The organism is [Pseudopropionibacterium] massiliense (genome assembly GCF_900607225.1).
Taxonomy (GTDB): Bacteria; Actinomycetota; Actinomycetes; order Propionibacteriales; family Propionibacteriaceae; genus Arachnia; species Arachnia massiliensis.
Map to the genome: position 1 here is coordinate 2,800,803 of NZ_LR027842.1, position 25,232 is coordinate 2,826,034.

Sequence of the window (25,232 nt, forward strand, 5' to 3'; positions counted from 1 at the left end):
GCGGTGTGAAAATCATCCGGGGTTCCGTGGACGGGCCGCGCCGGATCCGGCCGGGTCGTCCCGCCCGCCGGGTTCCCGGAGGATCCGGCGCAGCAGCTCGGCGGCCGCCGCCTTGTCGAGGACCTGGTTGGCGTTGCCGCATTTCGGGGAGACGACGCAGGCCGGGCAGCCCGATTCGCAGCGGCAGGTGCGCAGCCGCTCCAAGGTCGCCGCCAACCACTGCTCGGCCACCTCGTGGGCGCGGGCGGCGAAACCCGCTCCCCCGGGCAGGCCGTCGTGAACGAACACCGTCGCCAGGCCGGTGTCCGGGTGGCGAGCCGTGGAGACCCCGCCAATGTCCCAGCGGTCGCAGGGCGCGAACGCCGGCAACAGTCCGATGGAGGTGTGTTCGGCGGCGTGCGCGGCGGCCCCGAGCCGCAGCGAACCCCAGCCCAGTTCCCGTTCGAGGGTCTCCGGGACGCTCCACCACACGGCCTGCGTGGTGAGGGTGTGTTCCGGGCAGTCGAGTGGGGTGGAGTCGAGCACCTCGTGGGTGGTCTCGTCGCGGCGCAGGTATCCGGTGACCTGCCAGCTGAGTCGCACGTCACCGAAGTGCACGGTCGTCGAGCCGAGTGGTCGCGACCGGTGCTCCCGCAGCACCGCGATGTCCTGGGTGGATTCGGCCTGGGTGTACCAGGGGTTGTGGACCGCCACCACCATGGCGTGGCGCTCCTCGACGTCCAGTTCGGTCACCACGAACGAGCGTCCCCGGTGGAGGTAGACGGCGCCCCGGTGGACGGTGCGGTCGGCGGCCGCCGGGTCCACCACCCCGATCACCTGCCCGGTGGAGCGTTCGATGATCTCCACGGGCCGGGGCGCGGTGGAACGCAGGTTGATGTGGTCGACGGCGCGGTCCGCTCGGGTCCAGTACCACGTTCCGCCGCGGTCCCGCAGCACCTTCCCGGCGGCGAGGTGCGCGGCCAGCGGCAGGGCGGTGGGCCCGAACCAGCGTTCGTCGGCGGCCGTCAACGGGTGTTCCTGCGCGGCGGCAGCCAGGTGTGGGCCGAGGACGTGCGGGTTCTGCGGGTGACAGACCGCGGCCTCGACGGGGGCGTCGAGGATCAGGTCGGGGTGTTGCAGCAGGTAGGCGTCGAGGGGGTTCTCGCGGGCCAGCAGCACCACCAGCGCCTCCCTGCCCGCGCGGCCCGCCCGTCCGGCCTGCTGCCAGAAGGCCGAGAGTTTCCCGGGGAACCCGGAAACGAGCACCGCGTCGACGCCGGAGACGTCGATGCCGAGCTCCAGCGCGTTCGTGGTGGCCAGCCCGAGGATTTCACCGGTGTGCAGCGCGGCCTCCAAATCGCGGCGTTCCATGGCCAGGTAGCCACCGCGGTAGGACGCGATCCGCGCCGGTTCGGCGGCCAGTTCCGCGGCCTCCAGGCTGGTCAGTTCCGCGCCGGCCCGGGATGCGACGAAGGCGAGGGTCTGGGTGGCGTCGTCGACCAGGCCCGCCAGCAGCCGGGAGGTGTCGCGGTTGAGATTGGTGGAGGGTTGCCACAGCACCACGGTGCGGGCGGCTGCCGGGGCGGCCGAGTCGGCGATCACGTCCACCCGTTCCTCACCGATCAGGGCGCCCCCGAAGTCGGCGGCGTTCGGCGCGGTGGCGGAGCTGAGCAGGATCGTCGGTTCGGCACCGTGGGCGGCGGCGAGGCGCCGCAACCGCCGCAGCACCTGCGCGACGTGCGCCCCGAAGACCCCCTGGTAGCGGTGGGCCTCGTCGACGACGACGTAGCGCAGCCCGCCCAGCAGCGCCGACCAGCGCCGGTGGTTCGGCAGCACGGAGAAGTGCAGCATGTCGGGGTTGGTGAGCACCAGGGTGGCGTGTTCGCGGGCGAACCGCCGCTCGGCCTCGTCGGAGTCGCCGTCGAGGGCACCGATCCGCACCAACCCCGAGACCAGGGTCTCGGCCGCCCGGGCCTGGTCGTGGGCCAGGGCCTTGGTGGGCGCCAGGTACAACGCGGTGGGGCGGCGCAGCGCGAATCCCCTCCCTCGGCCCGCCCGGGGTTCCCGTAGCGCGGCGAGCACCGGCATCAGGTAGGCCAGCGACTTCCCGGAACCGGTGGGGGTACAGATCGCGGTGTGCCTGCCCGCGCGGGCCAGTTCCGCGAACTCCACCTGGTGCCGCCAGGGCCGGTCGATGCCCGCGGCCCGGAACCCGTCGACGAGTTCCGCATCGAGCCAACCGGGCCAATCGGCCCGTACCCCCGGGGACGCGGGCCGACGGCGCACCACCACCGCCTCCTCGGCCCCGGTCACCCACTCCCAGTTCACCCGCCCAACTCTGCCACCCCCGCCCACTGAATGGGCCGGACCCACTTCATGAAGCCGGTTGAGCCGGGCCGCGAGGAACGAGCAGCCCGAGTCGAAACCACCCGCGCCCGAAAAACACACCCGACCACAAATCCCCGAACAAGGTCACCATGGTTTCGACACGCCCCACTCGCTGCCGCTCGCAGGCCGGCTCAACCACCATCGACACGCCCCACTCGCAAAGTGAGCAGGCCGGCTCAACCGACTTTCGGTTTTCCGGTTCAGCGGCCCGTGAAGGTGCCGAGCAGCGACGCCACCAGCGGCACCACCCCGATGAGCACGAAGGCGGGCAGGAAGCACAGCGCGAGTGGCTGCACCGATTTCACCCCCACCGACCTGGCCCGTTTGGTTTCCTGTTCGCGACGGCGGCGGCGCGCCTCGTCGGCGTGGACGCGGAGGCATTCCACCAGGCTGGTTCCGGAGCGGGCCGAGCGGGCGGCGTCGCGGGCCGGTGGGCCCCAGTCGGGGTGATCGGCGAGGCTGCCCCAGGCGTCCTGCGGGTCCCTGCCGACCTGCAGTTGCGCGTGGACCCCGTGCAGGATCGCGGCCGTGGCGGCTGGGCTGATCTCGGCCACCGTGGTGATGGCGTTGATCATGGGGGCTCCGGCCTCCAGGCAGACGGCCAGCAGATCCAGGGTTTCGGGAAGCTCCCGCACCACGGCGCGGTCCGCCTTCCTGCGACCACTCCACCGTTTCGCCGCCCAATCGCACGCCTTCCCCACCCAGCCGGGCAGCGGCGACGGCCGGGGTTCCAGCCTGCTCAGGGGCGGCGGGGCCCACCACGCCAGGACGGCCGCGGCGACGAGGAAACCGATCAGGACCGCGGTGCTCATTGGCGGGCCGCCCGTTTCTCGGTCCAGACCACCCCGGCGGCCGCCAACCCCACCCCGCAGAGCGCCAGCACCAGCCCGAGCGGGTTCTCCAGCAGAAAACCGAGGGGATTGGCCCCGACGAAGGAGCCGAGCAGCAGCGCCCCGAGCGGCAGGAAGGCCATGATCCGGGCGCTGCCGCGCGCCATCGCCAGTTCGGCCTCGACCACCCCCGCGAGTTCCCGTTCGGCCCGCAGCCCCTCCGCGACCTGCAGCAGCACGGAGGCGACGGGCGCTCCGGTGCGTTCCGCCACCCGCCACGCCCCCGCGACCCGCGCCAGACCCTCGCGTCCCGGTGTCTGCGCCACCTCCTGCAGCGCCGCGGGAACGTCCCCACCCAGGTTGGCGACGGCCGCGACGGGTGCCAGGGCGTCGCAGTCCGTGGCGGCCTCGGCGAGTGCTGCCGTGGGGATCTGCCCGGCACGCAGCAGCATGGCCAGGCCCACCGTCACCCGGGTGGTCTCGTCGGCCCGGTTGCGCCGGGCGCGTTCCTGGGCGGAACGCCGCAGCACCCACGCGGCGGTTCCGGCGGCGATGACGGCGACGAGCCCCCACCCCGCTTCCCTGATGCCGAACACCACGGCCACCGCGGCCAGACCGGAGCCGAGGATGAGCACCACGGGCCGGGACGTCTTCCTCACAGCAGCTGAGCTGTCACGTCCCGACCCGCGACGGGCTGGGTCTCCCAGCCTCTTCAAATTCTGCTCCTTCCCGACGAGCAGCGCAGCAGCGAGGGCAAAAAACACCACGCAGATCAGCATCGCGACCACCCCAGCCAGTCGCACACGAGGTCCGCTCCCGGCCCCCGGGTGGTCTTCCCGTCGGTGAAGGTCATGGCGGGCACGATCCCGACCAGCCCGTCCGTGCCCCGCCTGAACGCCCCCACCTCCGCCAGCCAGCGTTTCCCGTCGGGGCCGCGACGCAGGTGCAGCACCAGCCGCAGGGCCGCGGCGAGCTGCGCGTGACAGGCCTCGCGACCCAGCCCGCCGAGCGCCGCGAGGGCCTCCAGGCGGGCGGGAACGTCGGCGACGGAGTTGGCGTGGACGGTGCCGCAACCGCCCTCGTGCCCGGTGTTGAGCGCCGAGAGCAGGTCGGTGAGTTCCGCGCCGCGCACCTCACCCAGCACCACCCGGTCGGGGCGCATCCTGAGGGCCTGCCGCACCAGGGTGGTGAGCGTGATCGCGCCCCTGCCCTCGTTGTTGGGGGGTCTGCCCTCCATGCGCACGCAGTGCGGGTGCCGGGGGGTCAGTTCCCGGGCGTCCTCCACCACGACGATCCGTTCCGTCGCCGGCACCTCGGCCAGCAGCGCCGCCAGCAGCGTGGTCTTGCCGGTCCCGGTGCCGCCGGAGATCAGGAACGGCACCTTGCGGGCGATCACCCTCCGGCACAGCTCCAGGGCCTCGTCGGTGAGCGACCCGGCGGTGTGCAGTTCCTCCAGGGTCAGGGTCCGCGACGCCGGGACCCGCAGCGAGATGCACGTCCCCGGGCTGGCCAGCGGCGCCAGCACGGCGTGCAGCCGCACCCCGCCCGGTAGCCGGCCGTCGACGAATGGTTGGGCGTCGTCCAGGCGTCTGCCCGCGGTGGCTGCCAACCGGATGGCGAGTCTGCGGACCGCCTCGTCGTGGACGAACCGCACATCCGCGGCCTCCAACCCGGCGCCGCGATCCACGAACACCGCGTCCGGGCCGTTGACGAGCACGTCGGAGACCCCGGGTTCCCGCAGCAGCTCCTCCAGCGGCCCGGCGCCGACGGAGTTTCGGCGCAGCTGGTCCATGGCCTGCCGCAGGGCCGTGTCGGTGACCACCAAACCCATGCCGCGCATCGCGGTGGCGACGTCCGCGGCCGTGTGGGGACGTCCGAGCCTGCCCAGCCTGGCCTGCAGCTCCTCCAGCATCACAGACGCACCTCCTTCAGCAGCCGTGCCGAGTCCCGGCGCAGCCGGGCCGCGGGCCGTGACCCGACGCTGGCTCCCTGGGCGGCGAGCCGCGGCACCCTCGGGTCGTCGCGCACCACCCCGGCCAGCGGCAACCCCAGCGCATCGGAGACTGCGTCGGGCGGCAGCCCGCGACCCTTTCCGACCCGCACCACCAGCAGCGCCCCGGTCAGGTCGATCCGGCGGGCCCGCATCCGGGCCGCGGCCACCGACCGCACGTCCGCGCCGACCATCAGCAACGCAACGGCGCGACGTCCCAGCTCCGCCAGGCGTGCGCCGTCGCCCATGTCCATCACCACCAGGTCGTGGCTGCGTTCCAGCGACCTGAGCACCGCCGACAACGCCGCCTCGTCGGGGGAGTCTCCGTGGGGTCTGCCCAGCGCCAGCACCGAGACCCGTTCCGCCGGGACCAGGTGTGGGGTGAGGTCGCCGATCTCACCGACGGCGTGCCGCAGCTCCTCCCAGGTCATGCCCTCCTGGGTTTCGGCCCCGAACAGCAGATCCAGGCCGCCACCGCAGCTCGCCAGCTCCACCACCGCCGAGCGCAGACCCGTCTCTGCGGCCCGTGTCGCCACCGCCACCGCAAGGGAGCTGACCCCCAGCCCGCCGGAGGCCCCGGTCAGTGCCAGTATCTGCGCCGCGTCCCGGCCCGGTAGTTCGTTGGTGAGGACCTCCGCCAGGCGTTGCGACTCGCCGGGCAGCAGCAGCGCGGGCGCTCCCAGCTCCGCCGAGGCCTGCAGCAACTCCTCGGAGTCGAAACCGACCACCCACACCCCGGGCACGGCCCCGAACGTCGCGGCCCGCGACGCCATGTCCGCGCCCACCAGACGCAGCGTGGCGGTGCGCCAGCGTCGCCTGAGCTCTTCCCGGTCCGTGACGACCTCCAGATCGACTCCGAGGGCCAGCGTGGTGGCGAGCACGGAATCCGCGAGCGCGGCTTCCCGCGTCGCAAGCAATGGACCGGTAATCTCCGATGTGTTCACGTCCTCACTGTGGGAACCGGCGGGGTTGATTCTCCGTTTCCGCTCGAGGGTGTGGATAACCTGTTTGATGTACCTGAAGAACGACCCGGGAAGAGATGACCACCACCGATCCCCTGCCTCCTGAAGCACTGACCTGGCTTGCCGTCTGGCCGGGGGTGCGGGGGTTGACCTTTGGGGGCAGCCTGCTGCCCCAGCGCCTCGAGGAGGCGGGCCACACCGTCTTCGCCATGGCCGACACCGACCGCGACATGCGTCGCCTGCTCGCCCTCCAGGGCATCACCCCCTTCTGGGCGCGCCCCGAGGCCATCCCGATCGATCCCTGCCAGTTCGACGTGGTGTTCTCCCATCAGTCCTTCCACCTCTTCGATCCCGGTCAGGCGCTGTCGGAGATCGCCCGCGTGCTGCGTCCGGGTGGGTGTTTCTCGGCCTCGTACATCATCCGCGACGACTCGGTGCCGTGGGTGCGTCGCCTCACCGCGTTGATGCGCCACTACGACCCGATGGCGATGCGCGGCGACTACGGCCACAAGTCGCTGGCCGCCGTGGACGACTCGAAGTACTTCCCGGAGGTGGAGCATCGCGCCTTCCGCATCTGGCAGACCGTCAGTCTCGACGACCTCCAGCAGCTCGTCGCCAATCAGCCGTTGTCGCGGCGGCTTTCGGAATTGCAGCGCAAACGCCTGGCCGACGAGATCAGAACGCTTTTCGAGCAGGCCGTCAGGCCCGGGGAGAACCTGCGTCTGCCGTTCCAGTTGCTGGCGTGGCGGGCCTGGGTGAATCACGACGAACTGACCGAGCCGGTGTCCATGCCGGAAAGTGGTATCGAGATCGACATGCAGGTCGCGACGCCCCTGCGGTAGCCGTAGGGTAGGAGTACCGGCTGCGCCGCAGCCGGCCGGACGCGAAAGGAATACGATGGCCCGTCCCACACCATTCCAGTTGCTCCGCGACGGCCTGATGGATTTCGTCGCCCGCGAAACGGAGCTGGCCAAGGCCGAGCTCGTTCCCGCCGCGAAACAGGCCGGTATCGGTTCGGCGTTCGTGGCGGCCGCCGTCACCTTCCTGCTGCATTCGTTGTGGATGCTGGTGATCGTGCTGGCGCTGGCCCTGAGCTGGCTGCTGAGCCTCACGGGCCTCAACACCGTCGGCTGCCTGACGCTGGGGTTCCTGGTGGCGGCGCTGCTGTCGATCGGGATCGCGGTCCTGCTGATCTTCATGGCCCGCGCCCGCTTCCGGAAGGTCAAGGCCCCGACCGCCACCATCGAGGAGGCCAAGGCCACGTTCGTTGCCCTCACCGACGCCGCCCTCAACCGGTCGACGGATGTGGTGGTGAGGGAGGAACCGTCCCTCCCCGAAGCCAGCTGAGCCGGGCCGCGACGAGGGAGCGGCCCGAGTCGACACCATCTGCTGAGACATCCTGGGGTGTCATCGCAGTGCGGAGCCTCTGGAAACGCGCGATCTCCTCGGCTCTTGCCGACATGGGGGATCACCCGGTCCGAAGCCACTCGGCGACGGGGGCGAGTGCGTCCGCGTAGTCGGGGTCGCGGCCAAGGGTGTGGACGCATCGCCGGAAGCTCTCCCGGTCATCCGGGTTCGCGATTGTGCCGATCAGGTCGAGGTATCGTTTCCCTTCCTCGGGGTGGCCGGTGAGGTAGGCACAGAGCGTCGCTGCGAATCTGCCGTGCGGGGTGGCTTCGGCGAGATCCGGGCGGACCCGCAGGGCGCAGTGCATTCCTGGGACGTTGGCCGCGTCGATGAAATCCCGGATCGCGTCGTCGGCGTCATCCAGGTCTTCGGCGACGTCATAGGCGAGATCCACCGAGGACACGGTTGCCAAGTCCAGCAGGGCCAGGAGGGACTCGCGTTCCTCGTCGGGCAGGCCGAGCCTCTGAAGCACTTCACGGCAGTGTGGGTTGCCCGCCATGTTTTGGTGTTTCTTCAGGTATTGGCGTCCCTTCCGGTCGGCATGGGCGGTCCGCCAGCCAATGACCAGGGCCCCGGCCTCGTAAATAGCCTGCCTCTCGGACAGGACGGGTTCGAGTCCCTGTTCGGCGATCGCCTCCACGATGCCAGCCAGAGTGGACATCTCGGGGACATCGACGTACCTCTTCGCCGCCGCCCGGACGAGGGCCACGTCGTCCTCGGTGGGCGCGGGCCAAGCGGAGCGCAGCAGCCGGGCCTGGTCGTCCCAGTTCGTACACTGGAGCCAGGCATGCAGCGTTTCGAGGTGTTCGCTCAGATCATAGATGGCCCAGTCCGGCAGTTTCTCCCACCACTTGGTGTGGATCGCGGCCTGCCATTTGCTGGCGGTCTCCGCGATGGCCCTTCGTACCTTTCCTAGCAGTCGTGGATCGTCCTGCGTATCGGCGAGTTCCGCTGCGTGACACAGGTCATCAACACCACCCGCTTCTCCCCGCCAGCGTGCCTTGGCAAGCCAGAGCCGGGCTTGGAGGCCGGTCGAGAAGCTCTCCGTTTCGTCGGTGAAGCAGCGCAGCGCCTCGTCGGCCACCCCGGTTTCGGTCAGGATGCGGGCGAGAGTGTTCAATGCCCTGACCAGATCGGCTTCAAACGCAGCCGCATTCCCCGCAGCAAGCCCACGATAAATCTCAACGGCCTCCCGAACAACCTCCAACGCACCCCCACGATCACCCACCTCAGACAAGCAATTGGAGAGATTATTCAACGACGTCGCCAAGTCCGGGCTGAACGCAGCAGCATTCCCCGCAGCGAGCCCACGCTGAATCTCAACGGCTTCCCGCACCGCCTTCAACGCATCCTCGAGATCACCCACCTCAGACAAGCAATTGGAGAGATTATTCAACGACGTCGCCAAGTCCGGGCTGAACGCAGCAGCATTCCCCGCAGCGAGCCCACGCTGAATCTCAACGGCTTCCCGCACCGCCTTCAACGCATCCTCGCGATAACCCACCCCAGACAACATGACAGAAAGATTGCTCAACGAGTCCGCCAGATCGGGGTTGAATACGGTAGGATTTTTCTCGGCAAGCCCACGCCGAATCCCAACGGCCTCCCGCACCGCCTTCAACGCACCTTCGCGATAACCCACCCCAGACAACATGACAGAAAGATTGCTCAACGAGTCCGCCAGATCAGGGTTGAATACGGTCGGATTTTTCTCGGCAAGCCCACGCCGAATCTCAACGGCTTCCCAAATCGCATTCAACGCACCCACACGATCACCCACCTCAAACAACCGAATAGACAGATTGTTCAATGATGCCGCCAGATCAGGGTTGAATACGGTCGGATTTTTCTCGGCAAGCCCACGCCGAATCTCAACGGCTTCCCAAATCGCATTCAACGCACCCACACGGTCGCCTACCTCAAACAACCGAATAGACAGATTGTTCAATGATGCCGCCAGATCAGGGTTGAATACGGTCGGATTTTTCTCGGCAAGCCCACGCCGAATCTCAACGGCTTCCCAAATCGCATTCAACGCACCCACACGGTCGCCTACCTCAAACAACCGAATAGACAGATTGTTCAATGATGCCGCCAAATCGGGGTTGAACGCAGCCCGATTCTTCATGGCAAGCCTGTGTCTAATCTCAACGGCCTCCCGCGCTGCTTTCAATGCATCCTCGCGATCACCCATCTTAGACAACATAACAGAAAGATTGTTCAACGACGTCGCCAGATCAGGATTGAACGCAGCCCGATTCTTCTTGGCAAGTCCACGCCGAATCTCAACGGCCTCCCGCACCGCTTTCACCGCACCCTCGCGATCACCCATCTTAGACAAGCAAACGGAAAGATTGCTCAACGCCCTTGCCAGATCGGGGTTGAACGCAGTCGGATTTTTCTTAGCAAGTCCACGCCGAATCTCAACGGCCTCCCGCACCGCTTTCACCGCACCCGCACGATCGCCCACCTCAGACAAGCAACCGGAAAGATTGCTCAACGCCCCTGCCAAGACCGGCTTGAACACGGTAGGATTTTTCTCGGCAAGCCCACGCCGAATCTCAACGGCTTCCCGCACCACATTCACCGCACCCGCACGATCACCCACCTCAGGCAACATGACAGAAAGATTGCTCAACACCCCTGCCAAATCAGGGTTGAACGCAGCAGCATTCTCCTCAGCGAGCCCACGATAAATCCCGACAGCCTCCCGCGCCGCTTTCACCGCATCCTCACGATCACCCACCTCGAACAACCGAATAGACAGGTTACTTAACGACATTGCCAGATCCGGGTTGAACGCCGCCGGGCTCTCCTCGGCAGGCCCACGATAAATCCCGACAGCCTCCCGCGCCGCTTTCACCGCACCCACACGATCACCCACCTCAAACAAGCAACCAGAGAGATTGTTCAACGACATCGCCAAGAGCGGATTGAACGCAGCAGCATTCTCCTCAGCGAGCCCACGATAAATCCCGACAGCCTCCCGCGCCGCTTTCACCGCACCCTCGCAATCACCCAACTCAGACAAGCAGCCAGACAGATTGTTCAATGATGCCGCCAAATCGGGGTTGAACGCAGCCCGATTCTTCTTGGCAAGCCTGTGTCTAATCTCAACGGCCTCCCGCGCTGCTTTCAATGCATCCTCGCGATCACCCATCTTAGACAACATAACAGAAAGATTGTTCAACGACGTCGCCAGATCAGGATTGAACGCAGCCCGATTCTTCTTGGCAAGTCCACGCCGAATCTCAACGGCCTCCCGCACCGCTTTCACCGCACCCTCGCGATCACCCATCTTAGACAAGCAACCGGAAAGATTGCTCAACGCCCTTGCCAGATCGGGGTTGAACGCAGTCGGATTTTTCTTAGCAAGTCCACGCCGAATCTCAACGGCCTCCCGCACCGCTTTCACCGCACCCGCACGATCGCCCACCTCAGACAACCGACCAGAAAGATTGTTCATATAGGCCGCCCGCTCGGCGGGGTTCATGTCCTTTTCTTGGTCACGAATCATTGCCGCCACAGCGACGCCGCGCAGATACGCATGTCCCAGTGGAATCGAGTTGGCTATTTCGGCTGCCGGAATATCCATTCCACCTTTCAAGGCGTCCTCCAGGGCTGGGACGAAGGGACCTCCCTGCCTGAGCGCGGCTTCCAGACCGCTCGCCCACAGGTGTGTCCGGCAGCGTAGGGCGGAATGCGCGAGCTGCTCTGCGGGAGCGTCCCCCTGGGAGGTGCATCTTGTTATGGCTTCACACGCGTGTTTGCTCTGGGCCTTGTGGGCTTCGGCTCTCCGGGTGATCGCTGGTGGGCAGGTGGTCTCGTTCAGGCGTGAATCACTCAGCGGGTCGGGTGGTAGCACCTTGTCCAGCAGTTCCTCGGGGACATCGAGGGTTTCACCATCGTCTACGAAGACTTCAACGACGAGTTTCTCGGCCACCGGGTCGGGGCGTAGGACATACGCCTCGCCCGGGTCCGCGAGCACCGTCGACAGAAGCTCCGCGTAGGTTTTGCGGAGGTTGATGTCGCTCCAGTCGGGTAGGCGCGACAACACATCGGTCGTCTCGGGGACCGTGCGTGGCCCTATCAGGCTCAGCACCGCAGCACTGGTCCTCAGCGTGGCCTCGGACACCTTGGCCATTCCCTGTCGCGCCGCCTCGTCCTGCCAGTACTCGATCTCGCGCCTCAGAATGTCCTCGTACAGTCGCTCCCGCGAACTCGGCAGGTCGGCGGTGTCGACCTCGGATGCAATCAGCCAGCCGTGGAGCACGAAGTCAAGGGTTGTCCACCGCGAGTTCTGCGGGATTTCCACATCGGTCGGTTCGGGTGTTTCCAAGTATCGGGCGAATCTCTTCGCCGCCTTCTTGGCCATCCTGCTGCTGATCTCTGCCTGGCGGGGAAGCTCAACCCTGAACAGCCCTTGCGCCATGGCCCCCGAAAGCGCATCGTCTTCGAGCAGGTCATCGAGCCATGCGCCTGCGGAACGCGCGGTAAGGACCACCCGGGTGGGTGCGCCCCGTTCACGGAGACGGCGGAGTAGTCGGGTGAGTTCTTCTTTATGGGATTCTTCGGCGTAGTCCAGCACCAGTAGCAGGTGTGATTCCACCCTGGTGAGCCAGGTCAGTTCCGCCTCGCTCAGCTCGGCGGATTTCGGAATGAATCCTGCCACCCAGCCGTTTTTCTCCAGGTTCGAGCACAACTCGGCGGCAAGCCGGGTCTTGCCCGACCCGCCGACGCCGGTCACGACGGCCACGGCCAGATCCTCCCGACCCTCCCCCGGCTGTTTATTGGCCCAGTCGGTGAGCTCCGTCAGGTTGTCGCGACCCGTGAAGGGCACTATTCCCGTGCGGGCCTTGATCAGCTGCAGCGGGCTTCGCGTGGCACCCGGAGCGGGTTTCAGGTAACCCGGTTCGAGCACCCGTGCCCGCGGTGGTTCGAAGATCGAGTGGGGGGCCTCCATGGTTCCGCGCAGCGCCCCGATGTCGACGCACACGTCCCAGTCCCAGCCCGTTTCGCCGGTCAGGAAGTCCGCTCCCCTGCTCGCCGCCGATTCCCAGTCGCCGAGCGGGGTTCCGTCCGGCTTGCGGGAGGCCTGCTGCACGTCGATAGCCAGCAGCTCACCAGAGCCGGTTGCTGTCCGGTAGACCATCGCCTTCAAGGGCATGTCGTCGAGCAGGAAGGGTTCGTGCACCACCTCACTGTCCGCGATCGGTTCGGGTCGTCCACTTGCCGACCACGTCCTGTTACGGGGGATGAGGACGATGCTGTGACGGTCCTTGCTCGATTTGATTACCGTCAGGATCATGGGGTGCAGCCCGGCGTCCAGGGCGGCGCTGCTGAAGGCCACGCACAGGTCGAGGCAGGTGCCCTGCCCCGAGGCGCGGAACACCTCCTCCACGGGGCGAACGAACTGGACACCGGGCTGGCTGTCCGCGGGTTCCAGCACGTACCTGATGCCCAGCCTCGCCATGAGCTCGAAGATCGCCTTCGCCTTGTCCGCGGCCGGGCGGCCGTCCGGGCCGGGGAGTTCGTGACGATTCCTCGACGGGATCATGTGGGTGACGGCGCCGGTGGGCACGTACTCGGCCAGCCGGGCGGGATCCGCGCCGCTGTACCAGACGGCGCGCCGGATCATCGATTCATGCGGAGACATCGACGGCTCCGATCTTGGTTTGGATGCTCACTTCATTCAGGTCCGGGACTTTCCTGAAGGTGACGTCCAGGAGGTTCAGACCGGCCTTCATGCCGGGCAGGTGGGCCACCCAACCATCACCGCTCCTGCTGACGTCCACCACATCCCCTGTAAGGGTCACCTGGATCTCGGGGTCTCCCGGGTCGGGCACATCCAGCCGGATGCCGACCTCGGTCGGCTGCCCCGCCGGGACCACATCATCGTGGTCGAGCAGCACGTAGGCCTCGTCCTCCTGCGCACCGCGCGAGGCGGGGGGCAGGCCGGGAAGTCCGAAACCCTCGACCTGAGCCCAGGCAGCCCTGTCCTCGACGAGCTGGCCATGTCTGGCAGGGCTGCGTCTGGTGTCCTTCTTAGGACGCTGCCCGGTGTTCTCGTCCGCGTCGAGCCAGACCGGGAAGGCGCTGATCTTCGGCACCGTGCCATCGCCACCCTGCCAGTGCCGCGGCGCCCAGCCCGGCAGGTGGGACCAGTCCGGGGTCTCCTTGGAGCACACGAGCCGGTCGGCGACGACCTCGGCCCGCGACAACGTCCCGTGACCCTCGCCGTAGAAGTGCGTCCACGCGGCCCGCAACACCGGATCCTCGACGAGCTCCCCGATCCGGGTGGCCATCTCCTGGAACCGCTCGTAAGAGGTTTTCGCCCTACGACGGAAGCCCTCGCTGGCCAAGGAAAGGTTGTGCGGGTAGACATCGGCGCCGGCGTCCCGGATCGTCTGATACTTCGGCACCAGGTCGTAGGTGGAGTCCCAGCCGCGCAGCACGCTGGTGGCCGCGTCAAGGGATAGCGACCCGAGCCGAACGCCGTTGATCAGCATGTCCAGCGCCTTCGTCGCCCCACGGAACGGTGTTCCCAGGGTGATGATGTGTTCGGTTACCTTGTAGCCGTCGAGCATGCCCCACCACCAAGCAGCGACCAACCCGCCCATCGAATGGGCGTAGATGACGACCCTGCGTTTCCGGTGCTCCAGCCGCCAGGCGATCTCCCTTCCCAGCGCCTCGGCGCTGCTCCATATCGACTGCCGGAAATCGTAAGGAAAATTCACTATTGAAGCACCGGGGTCGACGTGGCGTGTGGGATGCGCGGTCGTGACGGTCTCCTGGAAAATGTAGGCAAGCCTTTTGGTGATTTTGCTGTAGCCGGGCACGAGCCAGAAGGGGGTGATGCGGAAGTCCGTGAACAGGCCGGTCGGCACGAGCGGGCGATCCATCGCCAAGTCCTCGGGACGGCACATCGCCTTCCCCACCGACCGCACGTCCGGTTTCCACGCCTTCTTCCCGCTCTCGTCGGCGAGAACACTGCCACCGATACCCGGAACGATGACAAAGAGATAATCGAGTTTCGTCATTGAAATAACCTCCGCCCACAGGGTAGCGAACTCGGCAGGGGAGGAACGGGGATCAGCAGAATTCCGTCGGCTGCTCGACGAGTGGTTCAGCCGGCCTCGGAAGTCGCTTTGCCCACCCACTCCCGCACGGGACGGAGCCTGTCCGCGTACACGGGCTCTACCTGGAGGGCCTCGACGCATCGCCGGAAGATGTCCAGGTCGTCCGGAGCCACACGGTCGCCGATCCCGGAAAGGTGGCGCTCTGCTTCCTCAGGGGCATCGGTGAGGCAGGCGTGGAGCGCCGCGGCGAACCTGCCGCAGGGGACGTGATCGGCGAGCTCCGGGCGGAGACGCAGGGCGCAGAGGATCGCGGAGACGTTGGCCTCGCCGATGAACCCCCGGACCGCCTCGTGGGCCTTCCCGGGACTCCCTGCGACGTCGTGGGCCTGCTCGGCTGAGGACACGGCGGCCAGAGCCAGCAGGACCTCGATGTATATGAACTCTCCGTGCTCGATGTGCCCGGACTCCTTGTCGGGGAGGACGTCCCGGGAGTCTCGATCGGCTTCCGCGCGGGGTGGGGTGTCGGTGGCACGGGCCGGCACGTCGTCCCCTCGCGCGGCGGTTTCCTCGACGACCTCGCGCTGCAGATCGACGACCTCCCGAGCGGCGACCAGGGCCTCTGGGAAATCCCCCAGCTCCGCCAGTTGGGCGGCTAGAGCGGACAACGGCATGGCCAGAAACGGCCCGAAGGCCCTGCGGAGTTCGCCGGAAAGCCCCCGATACACCTCGATGGTTTCACGGTGAATCCCTACGGCCTCCCGCAGCACCTCCACGGCTTGCGTAGGATTTCCCGCCTCCACCAGCCGGGCGGACCAACCGGCCAGCGACACAACCAGATGGGAGCCGAAAAACACGCGGAATTCTCCGGTGAGCTGACGATGAATCCGTACGACTTCTCTTTCCACATTCAGCGCGCCCGCGTGATCCCCCACATCCCACAGGCGGGAGGCGAGATTGGCCAGGGGAAGAATCAGGCCTTGGTCCGTTGAATCCTCATCTGCGGGTTCGCGGTGAATTCGCACGGCTTTCTGGGCCATTTCCAGGGCGCCCACGCGATCTCCCGCATCGGCCAGGTGCGTGGAAAAACCGAGCAGGTTCATCGGCTCCCGGCTTGTTTCCAGGACACGAGCGAGTGCCGCGACCGCGACACCGCGCAAGGCCGGATCCCCCGGCCAGATTGCGGCGAGAATCGTGATGGCGGGCAGATCCTCCCCGCCTTTCAACGCCTCCTCCAGTGCCGTGACGAACGGGCCTCCCTGACGCTGCGCGACGTCAAGGGCGGCCACCCACAGGTACGGCCGGTGATGCAGAACGGAACGCGCAAGGCGCACCGCGGCCGCTTCCCCCTGGGACGTGCACCGCGTGATCGCGTCGCACACCCGCTCGTCTTGGGCATCACGAGCATCGGTTTGCCCGGTTCCCAGCGTGGAGCACCCGGTGGCGCCCGATCCGGGGGCGCCGGGCGGCTCCGGCAGTACCTGGTCCAGCAGTTTCTCGGGATCCTCGCAGCCTTCACCGTCCACGAAGGTTGCGATGATCAGGTGCTCCGCGATCGACTCCGGGCGCAGAACGCGTTCTCCTGTGGGCCGCGACAGCATCTCGAACAGCAGCCGGGCATACCCCTCGGCGTCTGGCACGGCGCTGGCCTCCGGCAGACAGGACAGCACATCGCGGACTTCCTCCGGTGTGACGGGGCGAAGCAGGCTTAGCGTCGCCGCCGCAGTTCTCCACGTCGCCTCAGGGAGTTCCCCCAGTCCGCGCCTGATGGCCTCTGCCTGCCAGGCGAAGATCTCACGTCGCAGGATCTTGTCGTACGGTTCATCGCAATCGGCGAAGGGCATGGTTCCCGTGCGGGCGTCGATCGGCTGCATCGGACCCCGCTCGGTGTCCGGGGCGGGTTCCCGGCGGCCCGGTTCGAGCACTGGGCTGCGCGGTGGTTCGTGGGCCGAGCGGTCGTGGTCGCCCCTCAGATTGTCGGATCTCCGCCGCGTGCGCGCATACTTCAATTCCAGTCCGGCGACGATCCCCCTGATCCTCTCAGCACCTAACATCCCTTGATGCTAGTGACGCAGGAGGTCGTTCCTCCCTTTTCCGAATCCGGTTGAGCCATCCCCGTTCAATAATGAGGCGCATGTCCCAGATACTCGACGACGACGTCCGGCACCCCCTGGCCCGGCGGGTGGTGGTCCTCAGGATGTTGCGTCTCAGCGGGTTGATCACCCTCGTGGCGGCTCTCGTCCTGGTCGTGGTGTGGTGGAACGATCCGCTGCCCCTGGGTGTGCTCCTGCCCTGGGGTCCTCAGTGGCTCGTCATCAGTGGTGGCCTGTTCCTCTTCATCGGGATCATGATCGCTGCGTTCACGCCGCGAGGGCTCGTCCCTTTCTTCGGCATGTGTGCCGTGGTCCTGGTTTTCCTCCAGGGTTTCCTGTGGTGGTGGACCTTTGAGCATTCCTCGTTCAACGTCGGGGCTCTGCTGGCCCAGGCGCTGGCCATGCTGTCGGTGGGGTTGATGATCATCAGTCATGTGATGCTGCGGTGCCTGGGTGAATCGATCGGCATCGCCTCCGACGATCCCGCGTCCCCGGCCCGGATCCGCTCATCCCCACGCCCCGGGGAAACGGGTGAGGCCCCGGAGCGATCCGCCGCAGCGGTGTGGATCGCGCGACCCGCACCCATCGGGCAGCGCGCCATCCCCCTGGTGCCGGCCGTCGTGTTCGTGATCGCAACCATTTCCCTGCACGCCGTGGCGCAGCCCCACACGCAGACCCACGCCTCCACGTCCCCAGTCGGCCCGTCCGGGCATCCGGCACGCATCGGCACGGCAGTCGCATGGCAGCAGGATCTCCCGAAGTTGCAGGAGGTGGCCGCCGGACCCGCCGGGCCGCTGATCCTCACCGACGCAGGAATCACCGCCCTCGATCCACGGGACGGCACCGCCCTGTGGAGCTACCACCGTCCCGGATTCTCCTGCGCCACGCTGCCGAACGGCCCCTTCGAACGGAAGGACCTCACCGGCTCCCGGCTGGCCCTCAGCCCTGACCGCAACCACCTGGCATGCCGGATACCGGCTTCGGGAAAGGGAGAGCACGACGCCCTGACGATCGTTCTCGACACCCGCACCGGTCAGGTCACCGGGCAGCACGTCTCCAACTCGGCGTGGACCCTCCAGCTCACCGATTCCGCCCTCCTGGACGGCGCCACCGCATACGACCTGAACACCGGCGGGACCCGTTGGACCCTGCCGAACCCGGGAAGCCTGACCGGCGGCGACATCAAACGCCGCGACGTCCACTCCGGGGCCGCGGGACACAGTTCCTTCGTCCTGATGTCCACACCGTCCGGCGACGACTCCGGCCTGCGCGCCACCACCACCGTGGTTCTCATCCCCGACTCCGAACCCGATGCCACGACCAAGGTGTCGGACATCGCCGTCGATCCGTTCACCGATCGTCCCGCGATCGTCGACGGCTGGAGCGTCCAGTACACGGGAAGTTCTGGCGCCACGGCACAGGCCATCACCCTCGACTCCCTGGCGGGCCGGGAGGAAAGGGCCGCCGTTCCGCTCGGGGAAACATCGGGTCCCAACATCATCGCTTCCACCGTCTCGGGCACCATCACCACCTACCCCTCCTATTCCCCACGGACCCGCGACGAGGTCGTCGCATCCCATGGGCCGTGGGCGGAGGCCGTCTTCGACCCCGGCACCGGGAATGTCACCCCGGCTTCCCGGTGTGCCGGGGTGGCGGCCGCCACGGTCGACTTCACGAGGATCGCCACGGACGACGTCCTGGGGTGGGCGTTCACGCTCCGGCCCAGCGACGGCTCCACCAGCGCAATCGTTCCCCTGGATGAGCGGGCAACGTACAGTTCGCCCACTGTGATCTCCGACAAACTCACCGGGGAGCACCCACTCCTGCCGGGCCAACCCAACCCGGCCAACCAGTTCGGCGAGGCCCTGACGTTGGTGCGGACCCCCGGCGCCACCGTCGTCGTCCTCAACTCCGCGTATGGGTCATCGTCCGGCCCCGGCCAGCGTGGTCCCGAAGCCGGACGCGCGTACCGTCTCCACGGCCTACCGGAAGGCGTGTCATGAACGCCCGGACCCGAATAATCCGTCTGGTGATGGCGTCACTGTCGTGGGCGTTGGTCCTCGGTCTGGGGGCATGTTCACCGTTCGAGCCCCGGGCCGGTGTCAGCGACGCCGGGGACGTCTCCGACCTCCTGACGGTGTCGCGATCCGGCGATGCCGACCTGATCCTCAGCCCCGGCGACAAGGTCGTGGACAGGCCCCACAGCCAGGGGACGGCCGCCAACCCCATCGTTCTCCTCAACTCCGTGCGACCCGGAGCCCACATCTTCCACGAGCAGCCGGAACTCACCCTCAGGACGACGACGATCGTCTCCTTGAACCCCGAGGACGGGTCGGTGCGATGGGCCCGCCGGGCGGACACGAGGATCGACAAGGTCCGCTACAGCCCGGACATGCGGTACATGGCCTTCGTGCTCCACCCGGACGAGCTCTCCCGAGGCGACGGCACCGGATTCGTGGATCACAGCGTCGAGGCCCAGCGCATGAAGATCAGCGTCCTGGACACCGGCACGGGAAGGGAGGTTCGCTCCGCGGAGCTGCCGGGGGTCAACATCCTGGGCTTCGGGCTGACCGACACGAAACTGGTGGTCGAGACCTCCCAAGGGCATGCACCGGCCGAGAACGGAACCATCAACGTGTTCTCCCTCGACGATGCCCTCGGTTTCCTCCCCTCCACCTTCCCGACCGATCAGTGGCTCGTCGGTGCCACGTCGGATTCCGTCCTCCTGTCGCCCCAGAAAACCGGCGGGGGATGCATGACCCTCACCAGGGCAGGCACGGGCGGTGAGGTCCTGGACGTCATTCCCGGCGTTCACGGTGTCAAACCGGGCGGCTGGGTCGTCCGTTTCACGGATCCGAGGACCGCGGCTGAGGCCCTCGCCCGGGAGGAGACCTCCGAGTCCGACGTCCTGGCGTTGCCGCGCGAACTGTTCAACGTCACCACGGGGGCGTCGATCGACGTGACCGGCATGTCCGTCGACCACGTGGACCTGCCCGACGGTCCGGGACTGCTCCTGCAGACGGCCACCACGACCGGGGAGGGGAGGACCGCCAGCACCCCCACGGCCTGGCTGGGCGCGACCCCGGACAGCACACAGGCCCGCACCGACGACATGACCAGACTGCTTCTCACGCCCGAGAGGATCTCCCGGAAAACCGTCCGCATGGGAGAGGAGGAGACGTGATTGCACAACACCCGGCTGCGCCGGGCCACAAACATCCCTCCCCTGAAGCTGGTTGAGCCGGGCCGCGACGGCCGTGACGGCGTCCCGTATTTCTTCATGAGGTTTGAGACACGAGTTTTCACCGTGGATTCCGCGACGACGAGACGCCCGGCGATGACGGCCCGGATCACGTCCTCGGGGGGACGAGTCCTTGAGGAGGAAACCGTTGGCCTGCTGGGACAGGGCGGTGAGCATCGCGGAGTCGTCGTCGAAGGACGTCAGCATGACCACGGCGGTGCGCGGGTGCTGTTCCCGGACCCGGGCCAGCAGTTCGAGACCGTCCATGCCCGGCATGCGCACGTCCGGGACGAGGACGTCGACGGGAATCCGTTTCAGGAAGGCGAGGAGGTCGCGGACCGAGGTGAAGGTGCTCAACACCTCGATCCAGGGAGAGGAGTTCAGGTATGAACGCAGCGCCTGCACCACGAAGGGGTCGTCGTCGACGATCGCGACCCGCACCGCCCGCTGTGAACCCTCGGCTTCGATCATGGGAGGATCTTCGGGCCGCACAGGCCCATGTTCCTTTTCCAGGACGACCGGAACCCACTATCACCGAGGATGGCGCCACGACCTGGTTTCTTGCAGGAGATTCCGACGAGCGGGAGAGCCGCTACGTCGTGCGCACCGTCCGCGTGGGCGAGAAACCGGGCTGAGGTTCTTCCTCGTCCGTGCAGCACTCAATGCGCCCGGGCCACCAGGACCCTTGGCGCATTGAGTGCTGCACGGGCGCGATGCCGTCTCACCTGCTGCGAACCTCCCAGCGGAAGGTGCGGATCGCCGCCAGCATGACGAGCGCCGCCAGAGCGATGGTGATTCCGCTGGCCAGCCACGGATCGTGCTGCTGGAGCGGGCTGTTCGCAGCCCAGAAGAGGGGATCGACGGACAGGGCCGGAGGCAGCCAGCCGATGACCTGCTGGACGGTCTCGGGCAGCAACCACAGGGGGATTCCGGCGCCGCTGACGAACAGGAACCCGACCTGCAGGAAGGCGCTGACGCTGCTGGTGGCCTGGGAGCTGGTCATCACGCCGCCCAGCCAGTACCCGATGGCCAGGAACAGCAGCAGCGCGGGGAGGGAGGCCGCGGTGAGGGCCGGGATCGCGGTCCACTCGGCCAGCCCGATCGCCGCCCCGAGGAGGTAGAGCGCCACGCAGAGCACCATCGCGACGACGACCCGCAGGAACAGGTGGGTCAGCAGGAAACGGGTCCGGCTGAGCGGGGTGGTGCCGAGCACCCGGAAGGTGCCCTGTTCCCGGTACTGCACCAGAGGTCCGGCGGTCAGGTTGAGGGCGACCCCGGAGAGCGCCAGGTAGCCGCTCATGGGCAGGATCATGGCGCCGAAGCCGGGTCCGCTGCTGGCGGGCATTACCGTCGAGATCAGGAAGAACATTCCACCCATGAACAGGGGAAACACCATGGCGAAGATGAACTGGACGCGGTTGCGGGTGAGTTCCAGCCAGTGGAGTTTGAACAGCTTGCGGTTGACGGACGCGGTGGGCATTGCGATCTCCTGGTGTGCTGCGGTCAGTGGGCGGGTGATGGAAAGGGTTGACATGACGACCTCCTCGCGGGTCACTTGTTCTGCTGGTGGAAGGAACGGCCCGCGGCCTGGAAGAAGACGTCGGTGAGGCCGCGGAAACGAGCCGGTCCCCGGTGGCGTCGTTCGGCGTCGGCGATCAGTTCCGACGGACTGCCCTCGGCGACGACTGCGCCGGCGTCGATGATGGCCAGGTGGTCGCAGAGGACCTCGGCCTCCTCCATGTCGTGGGTGGACAGGATGATGGTCATGCCCTCCTGCTTGAGGTGACGCAGCGCGTCCCACAGGTCGGCGCGGGCCATCGGGTCGAGTCCGGTGGAGGGTTCGTCGAGGACGGTCACGTTCACCCCGCCGATCAGCGCCAGGGCCAGGTTGACCCGCTGCCGCTGCCCACCGGAGAGGCGTCGCAGCTGCCGGTCGATGTAGCCGCTCATGTCGAGCAGGCGGATGAGTTCTTCCGCGGGCCGGGGGTTGGGGTAGAGGGCGCTCCAGATGTCGAGGAGTTCCTCGCCGGTCAGCAGGTTGAATCCGGTGGCGTTCTGCGGCTGGATGCTGATCCGGTTCCTGACCTCGGCGTTGTCCCTGACCGGGTCCAGCCCCATGGTCCGGGCGATTCCCCCGGTGGCCTCGCGCAGGCCGACGGCGATTTCGAGGGCGGTGGTCTTGCCGGCCCCGTTGGGGCCGAGAAGTCCGTAGATCACGCCCTGCGGGATTTCGAGGTTCAGGCCTCGGAGGGCCCGGACGACGCCCTTGGCGGTGGCGTAGTCCTTGGTCACGTTCTGGAAGCTGATGGCGGTGGTCATGTCGGTTCCTCCCGGGTTCGTCGCTGTGGCTCTACAGTAACAACTACTTTCCAACTACGCAAGTACTTGCCCAAAAAAAGTTAGTTTCTGTTCCAAGAGCACTTGCGAGGCGCGCCCGGCGAGGGGTCGCACGGTTGCGCAGCACTCAACCCGGTTTTCGCCCCCACGGGGGCGGTTTTCTCGGTTGAGTGCTGCGCAACCGGGATTCCGCCGGCCCCACAGCGCACAAACCGACCGATCGTGACGCGGTTCGGGGCAGGATCACAGCGCCCCAGGGGACGGAAGGATCCCCGGAAGGGAGGGAGAGGACCTCAACACCCCTTGTGGGGACGAGGAGGACCTCAGCAGCCGGCGGGAGGGACGGAAGGATCCTCGGCGTCCCCTCCGGACGATCCCCTGACCGCCGTCCTCCGCACCCAACCCCGGTTTGCTGGCCTTGATCCTGGTTTGCTGGCCTTGTTCACGTTTGCCTGCGCTGTGAGGCCAGCAAACATCAACAAGGCCAGCGAAACGACGGCGGTGGATCAGTCCCTCAGGAAGCGACCCGGTACCGGCACCTCCCGGTCCCGGTCCCACGACTGCTCCCAGCCAGCGACCCGCAGGGTGACGTCGAGGAGGTGGGCGGTCATGCCCCAGATGAACAGGTCGCCGAGCTGGAACCCGGGGCCGCGGTAGCCGCCGGGGACGGTGGCCGTGACGCGGGTTGCGGGGTCGCTGAGCTGCGAGACCCGCAGCTGGAGCACGTTCGCGACCTCCCCGGGGTCGACGGGCACCAGCGGCAGCGGTTCCGACCACCGCGCGACGACGGGGGTGACCTCGTAGCCGCTGACCGGCACCCAGGCCGTCGGGAGCTGGCCGAGGACGGTGACGAGCCCCGCATCCAGGCCGACCTCCTCGCGGGCCTCCCGCAGCGCCGTCGCCGCGGGGGTTTCGCCGGTTTCCGCGCCGCCCCCGGGGAAGGAGATCTGCCCGGCGTGCGAGCGCAGTCCCCCGGCGCGTTCGGTGAACAGGACGGCCGGGTCGGCCTGGTCGGTGAGCAGGATCAGCACGGCGGCACGGCGCGCATCGGCGGGGGCGCGCCCGAACTGGCCGAGCGGCCCGACCGCGCCGTCGCGCAGCGCCGAGATCAGGCCTGAGAGCTGGGACACAGGTCCTCCACGGGGCAGACGGTGCAGGTGGGCGTGCGGGCGCGGCAGCAGCGGCGACCGTGCCAGATGATCCGGTGGCAGAGCACCACCCAGTCCTTGGGCGGGAACAGCCGTCCGACGGCTCGTTCCACGTCGCCGGGTGTTGTGGAGTGCACCCAGCCGAGCCGGTTCGAGACGCGGATGACGTGGGTGTCGGGGGTGATCCCGGGGATGCCGAAGGCGTTTCCGAGCACGACGTTGGCGGTTTTGCGGCCAACCCCGGGCAGTTTCACCAGCTCGTCGAGGCTCTCCGGCACCCGGCCGCCGTGGTCGAGGACGAGCGCGCGGGCCAGCCCGATCAGCGATTTGGCCTTGGACCGGTACAGCCCGAGGCTGTTGATGAGGTCCTCGACGTCGGTCTGTTCCGCCTCGGCGAGGTGCTCCGCGTCGGGGTAGCGGGCGAACAGTGCCGGGGTGACCTGGTTGACGCGGACGTCGGTGGTCTGGGCGGACAGGACGGTGGCGACGAGCAGTTCGAAGGGTGACCGGTGCTCCAGCTCGCAGTGCGCGTCCGGGTAGGCGGCCGCGAGCCGGGCACCGATCTGGGCCGCCGTCACCTGGCGGCGAGTTCGGCCACCAGCTCCACCTCGACGGGGGCGTCGATGGGCAGGACGGCGACGCCGACGGCGCTGCGCACGTGCGGGGCGCCGAAGACCTCACCGAGCAGCTCGGAGGCGCCGTTGGCCACCTGCGGCTGGGCGGTGAAGTCGGTGGTGGAGGCGACGAACACCACGGCCTTGAGGATGCGGGCCACGTTGTCGAGGCCCCCGGCCTGGTCGGCGACGGCGGCCAGGGCGTTCAGGGCCGCGACCCTCGCGGCCTCCGCCCCCTCGGCCGGATCGACGGCGTCGCCGAGGCGACCCGTGGCGACGAGTTTCCCGTCGCGCAGGGGCAGCTGCCCGGAGACCCACACCTGGTTGCCCACCGTGATGGCGGGGGTGTAGGCGGCGAGTGGTTTGGCGACGGGCGGCAGGCTCAGTCCGAGGTCGGCGAGTCGCTGGGTGGGTGTGCTCATCGTCCCTCCTCCACTGGCCTCTTGAAGTATCCGACCATCGTTTCGGGGGTCGGGCCGGGTGCGACGGTGACGAGTTCCCAGCCGTCGGCCCCGAAGTTGTTCAGGATCTGCTGCGACACGTGGCTGAGGATAGGTGCGGTCAGGTACTCCCATGTGGTCATGCCCCAAGCCTGCCATCAAATCGCGTCCCCGCACACCCACACCGCGGTTTCGACACGGCCGGCTCGCAGAGCTCGCGGGTCGGATCAACCAGCGTGGAAAGAGACGCGCGACCGTCAGCTGGCCTCGTCGAGACGTCCGTAGGTGAGCAGTACTTCCCGCCAGGACGTGATGTCGGGCCGGGAACGCAGCAGCCGACGGCGTTCGCGCTCGGTCATGCCGCCCCAGACGCCCCACTGGACGCGGTTGTCGAGCGCCTCGGCGAGACACTCCATGCGCACTGGACAGCTCATGCAGATGTTTCGGACCCGCCGTTGATCCTTGGATTCGGGGAACAAAACGTCCTCCATGTCACGGCATTTGGCCCGCAATGTCCATTCGCTGATCTCACCCAGTGACATCCACACCCTCCTTCGCCCAGTTGTTCTTCCGAAATGCAGCTATGACGCTAGCGCATCCCCTTCAAAAGCAAAAGCGCCGGATAACAGCCAGTTTCCCCTCACCGATGGCCTCCGAGCCCCTAAAACCGGGGGTTTCCGCACCCCGCGGTCACCGAGCACCGCCAGATTTCGCAAAACGCCGGCCA

19 protein-coding genes and 1 pseudogene are annotated in these 25,232 nt (G+C 67.5%); 4 read left to right on the forward strand and 16 right to left on the reverse strand.

The features are described 5' to 3' along the window. Nucleotides 1–12 precede the first annotated feature (12 nt). The 5 genes from E0E39_RS12465 to ssd form a co-directional block, all read right to left on the reverse strand. Nucleotides 13–2,307: a DEAD/DEAH box helicase gene (locus E0E39_RS12465; RefSeq protein WP_165444781.1), complete on the reverse strand. Its 2,295-nt coding sequence runs from the start codon at nucleotides 2,305–2,307 to the stop codon at nucleotides 13–15. 260 nt (nucleotides 2,308–2,567) lie between these two features. Beyond that, nucleotides 2,568–3,179: a type II secretion system F family protein gene (locus E0E39_RS12470; RefSeq protein ID WP_130875033.1), complete on the reverse strand. Its 612-nt coding sequence runs from the start codon at nucleotides 3,177–3,179 to the stop codon at nucleotides 2,568–2,570. Next, the gene (locus tag E0E39_RS12475) at nucleotides 3,176–3,964 is read right to left on the reverse strand and encodes a type II secretion system F family protein (RefSeq protein ID WP_207302493.1); all 789 of its coding nucleotides are present in this window, start codon (nucleotides 3,962–3,964) and stop codon (nucleotides 3,176–3,178) included. The genes E0E39_RS12470 and E0E39_RS12475 overlap by 4 nt, the downstream gene beginning before the upstream one ends. A 5-nt stretch (nucleotides 3,965–3,969) precedes the next feature. Next, nucleotides 3,970–5,109, reverse strand: a complete 1,140-nt coding sequence (locus tag E0E39_RS12480) for a TadA family conjugal transfer-associated ATPase (protein WP_130875035.1) — start codon at nucleotides 5,107–5,109, stop codon at nucleotides 3,970–3,972. After that, nucleotides 5,109–6,131, reverse strand: a complete 1,023-nt coding sequence (ssd, locus tag E0E39_RS12485) for a septum site-determining protein Ssd (RefSeq protein ID WP_165444782.1) — start codon at nucleotides 6,129–6,131, stop codon at nucleotides 5,109–5,111. The genes E0E39_RS12480 and ssd overlap by 1 nt, the downstream gene beginning before the upstream one ends. Before the next feature lie 95 nt (nucleotides 6,132–6,226). Here ssd and E0E39_RS12490 point away from each other — a divergent pair, with 95 nt between their 5' ends. Both E0E39_RS12490 and E0E39_RS12495 read left to right on the forward strand, forming a co-directional pair. Beyond that, complete coding sequence (locus E0E39_RS12490) at nucleotides 6,227–6,991, forward strand: class I SAM-dependent methyltransferase (RefSeq protein ID WP_130875037.1); 765 nt, start codon at nucleotides 6,227–6,229, stop codon at nucleotides 6,989–6,991. A gap of 55 nt (nucleotides 6,992–7,046) precedes the next feature. Then, a complete protein-coding gene (locus E0E39_RS12495) occupies nucleotides 7,047–7,496 on the forward strand; it encodes a phage holin family protein (protein ID WP_130875038.1) in 450 nt (149 codons plus the stop codon). A 121-nt stretch (nucleotides 7,497–7,617) separates the two neighbouring features. Here E0E39_RS12495 and E0E39_RS12500 read toward each other — a convergent pair whose 3' ends face one another. From E0E39_RS12500 to E0E39_RS12510, 3 genes are all read right to left on the reverse strand, one after another. Further along, nucleotides 7,618–13,194 (reverse strand): tetratricopeptide repeat protein, encoded by a 5,577-nt coding sequence (locus E0E39_RS12500; protein ID WP_165444783.1) that lies wholly within the window; start codon nucleotides 13,192–13,194, stop codon nucleotides 7,618–7,620. Nucleotides 13,195–13,198: 4 nt separating this feature from the next. Continuing rightward, entirely contained in the window at nucleotides 13,199–14,596 is a 1,398-nt protein-coding gene (locus tag E0E39_RS12505) for an esterase/lipase family protein (protein ID WP_165444784.1), read from the reverse strand. 86 nt (nucleotides 14,597–14,682) lie between these two features. Beyond that, nucleotides 14,683–16,686 carry a tetratricopeptide repeat protein gene (locus E0E39_RS12510; protein WP_130875041.1) on the reverse strand — a complete coding sequence of 668 codons (2,004 nt, stop codon included), beginning with the start codon at nucleotides 16,684–16,686 and terminating at the stop codon, nucleotides 14,683–14,685. Nucleotides 16,687–16,766: 80 nt separating this feature from the next. On the opposite strand from E0E39_RS12510, the gene E0E39_RS12515 reads away from it, so the two are divergent. Then, nucleotides 16,767–18,728: a hypothetical protein gene (locus E0E39_RS12515; protein ID WP_130875042.1), complete on the forward strand. Its 1,962-nt coding sequence runs from the start codon at nucleotides 16,767–16,769 to the stop codon at nucleotides 18,726–18,728. Next, nucleotides 18,725–19,909 carry a hypothetical protein gene (locus E0E39_RS16430; RefSeq protein WP_130875043.1) on the forward strand — a complete coding sequence of 395 codons (1,185 nt, stop codon included), beginning with the start codon at nucleotides 18,725–18,727 and terminating at the stop codon, nucleotides 19,907–19,909. The genes E0E39_RS12515 and E0E39_RS16430 overlap by 4 nt, the downstream gene beginning before the upstream one ends. Nucleotides 19,910–20,146: 237 nt before the next feature. Here the strand turns inward: E0E39_RS16430 and E0E39_RS16830 are convergent. From E0E39_RS16830 to E0E39_RS12560, 8 genes and pseudogenes are all read right to left on the reverse strand, one after another. Next, nucleotides 20,147–20,437, reverse strand: a pseudogene (locus E0E39_RS16830) (response regulator); the annotation flags it as partial. Between the two features lie 250 nt (nucleotides 20,438–20,687). Next, on the reverse strand, nucleotides 20,688–21,500 hold the full coding sequence (locus E0E39_RS12530; RefSeq protein WP_130875044.1) for an ABC transporter permease: 813 nt from the start codon (nucleotides 21,498–21,500) through the stop codon (nucleotides 20,688–20,690). Between the two features lie 17 nt (nucleotides 21,501–21,517). Continuing rightward, a complete protein-coding gene (locus tag E0E39_RS12535) occupies nucleotides 21,518–22,285 on the reverse strand; it encodes an ABC transporter ATP-binding protein (RefSeq protein WP_130875045.1) in 768 nt (255 codons plus the stop codon). Nucleotides 22,286–22,809: 524 nt separating this feature from the next. Further along, the gene (locus E0E39_RS12540; protein ID WP_165444785.1) at nucleotides 22,810–23,433 is read right to left on the reverse strand and encodes an NUDIX hydrolase; all 624 of its coding nucleotides are present in this window, start codon (nucleotides 23,431–23,433) and stop codon (nucleotides 22,810–22,812) included. Further along, nucleotides 23,412–24,029, reverse strand: coding sequence for an endonuclease III (nth, locus tag E0E39_RS12545; protein ID WP_130875046.1), 618 nt, complete (start codon nucleotides 24,027–24,029; stop codon nucleotides 23,412–23,414). The genes E0E39_RS12540 and nth overlap by 22 nt, the downstream gene beginning before the upstream one ends. After that, the gene (locus E0E39_RS12550) at nucleotides 24,026–24,487 is read right to left on the reverse strand and encodes a RidA family protein (RefSeq protein WP_130875047.1); all 462 of its coding nucleotides are present in this window, start codon (nucleotides 24,485–24,487) and stop codon (nucleotides 24,026–24,028) included. Before E0E39_RS12550 ends, nth begins: the two co-directional genes overlap by 4 nt. Next, complete coding sequence (sp36, locus tag E0E39_RS12555) at nucleotides 24,484–24,648, reverse strand: Sp36 family protein (protein ID WP_130875048.1); 165 nt, start codon at nucleotides 24,646–24,648, stop codon at nucleotides 24,484–24,486. The genes E0E39_RS12550 and sp36 overlap by 4 nt, the downstream gene beginning before the upstream one ends. 114 nt (nucleotides 24,649–24,762) lie before the next feature. Further along, nucleotides 24,763–25,047, reverse strand: coding sequence for a WhiB family transcriptional regulator (locus E0E39_RS12560; protein WP_130875049.1), 285 nt, complete (start codon nucleotides 25,045–25,047; stop codon nucleotides 24,763–24,765). Nucleotides 25,048–25,232 lie beyond the last annotated feature (185 nt).

Excerpts from the sequence above, each read along its gene's own strand:
- E0E39_RS12470 (WP_130875033.1), bottom strand. The coding sequence starts at position 3,179 with ATGAGCACCGCGGTCCTGATCGGTTTCCTCGTCGCCGCGGCCGTCCTG.
- E0E39_RS12480 (WP_130875035.1), bottom strand. The coding sequence starts at position 5,109 with ATGCTGGAGGAGCTGCAGGCCAGGCTGGGCAGGCTCGGACGTCCCCAC.
- E0E39_RS12490 (WP_130875037.1), top strand. The coding sequence starts at position 6,227 with ATGACCACCACCGATCCCCTGCCTCCTGAAGCACTGACCTGGCTTGCC.
- E0E39_RS12495 (WP_130875038.1), top strand. The coding sequence starts at position 7,047 with ATGGCCCGTCCCACACCATTCCAGTTGCTCCGCGACGGCCTGATGGAT.
- E0E39_RS12500 (WP_165444783.1), bottom strand. The coding sequence starts at position 13,194 with ATGATCCGGCGCGCCGTCTGGTACAGCGGCGCGGATCCCGCCCGGCTG.
- E0E39_RS12505 (WP_165444784.1), bottom strand. The coding sequence starts at position 14,596 with ATGACGAAACTCGATTATCTCTTTGTCATCGTTCCGGGTATCGGTGGC.
- E0E39_RS12510 (WP_130875041.1), bottom strand. The coding sequence starts at position 16,686 with ATGTTAGGTGCTGAGAGGATCAGGGGGATCGTCGCCGGACTGGAATTG.
- E0E39_RS12515 (WP_130875042.1), top strand. The coding sequence starts at position 16,767 with ATGTCCCAGATACTCGACGACGACGTCCGGCACCCCCTGGCCCGGCGG.
- E0E39_RS16430 (WP_130875043.1), top strand. The coding sequence starts at position 18,725 with ATGAACGCCCGGACCCGAATAATCCGTCTGGTGATGGCGTCACTGTCG.
- E0E39_RS12530 (WP_130875044.1), bottom strand. The coding sequence starts at position 21,500 with ATGTCAACCCTTTCCATCACCCGCCCACTGACCGCAGCACACCAGGAG.
- E0E39_RS12535 (WP_130875045.1), bottom strand. The coding sequence starts at position 22,285 with ATGACCACCGCCATCAGCTTCCAGAACGTGACCAAGGACTACGCCACC.
- E0E39_RS12550 (WP_130875047.1), bottom strand. The coding sequence starts at position 24,487 with ATGAGCACACCCACCCAGCGACTCGCCGACCTCGGACTGAGCCTGCCG.
- sp36 (WP_130875048.1), bottom strand. The coding sequence starts at position 24,648 with ATGACCACATGGGAGTACCTGACCGCACCTATCCTCAGCCACGTGTCG.
- E0E39_RS12560 (WP_130875049.1), bottom strand. The coding sequence starts at position 25,047 with ATGTCACTGGGTGAGATCAGCGAATGGACATTGCGGGCCAAATGCCGT.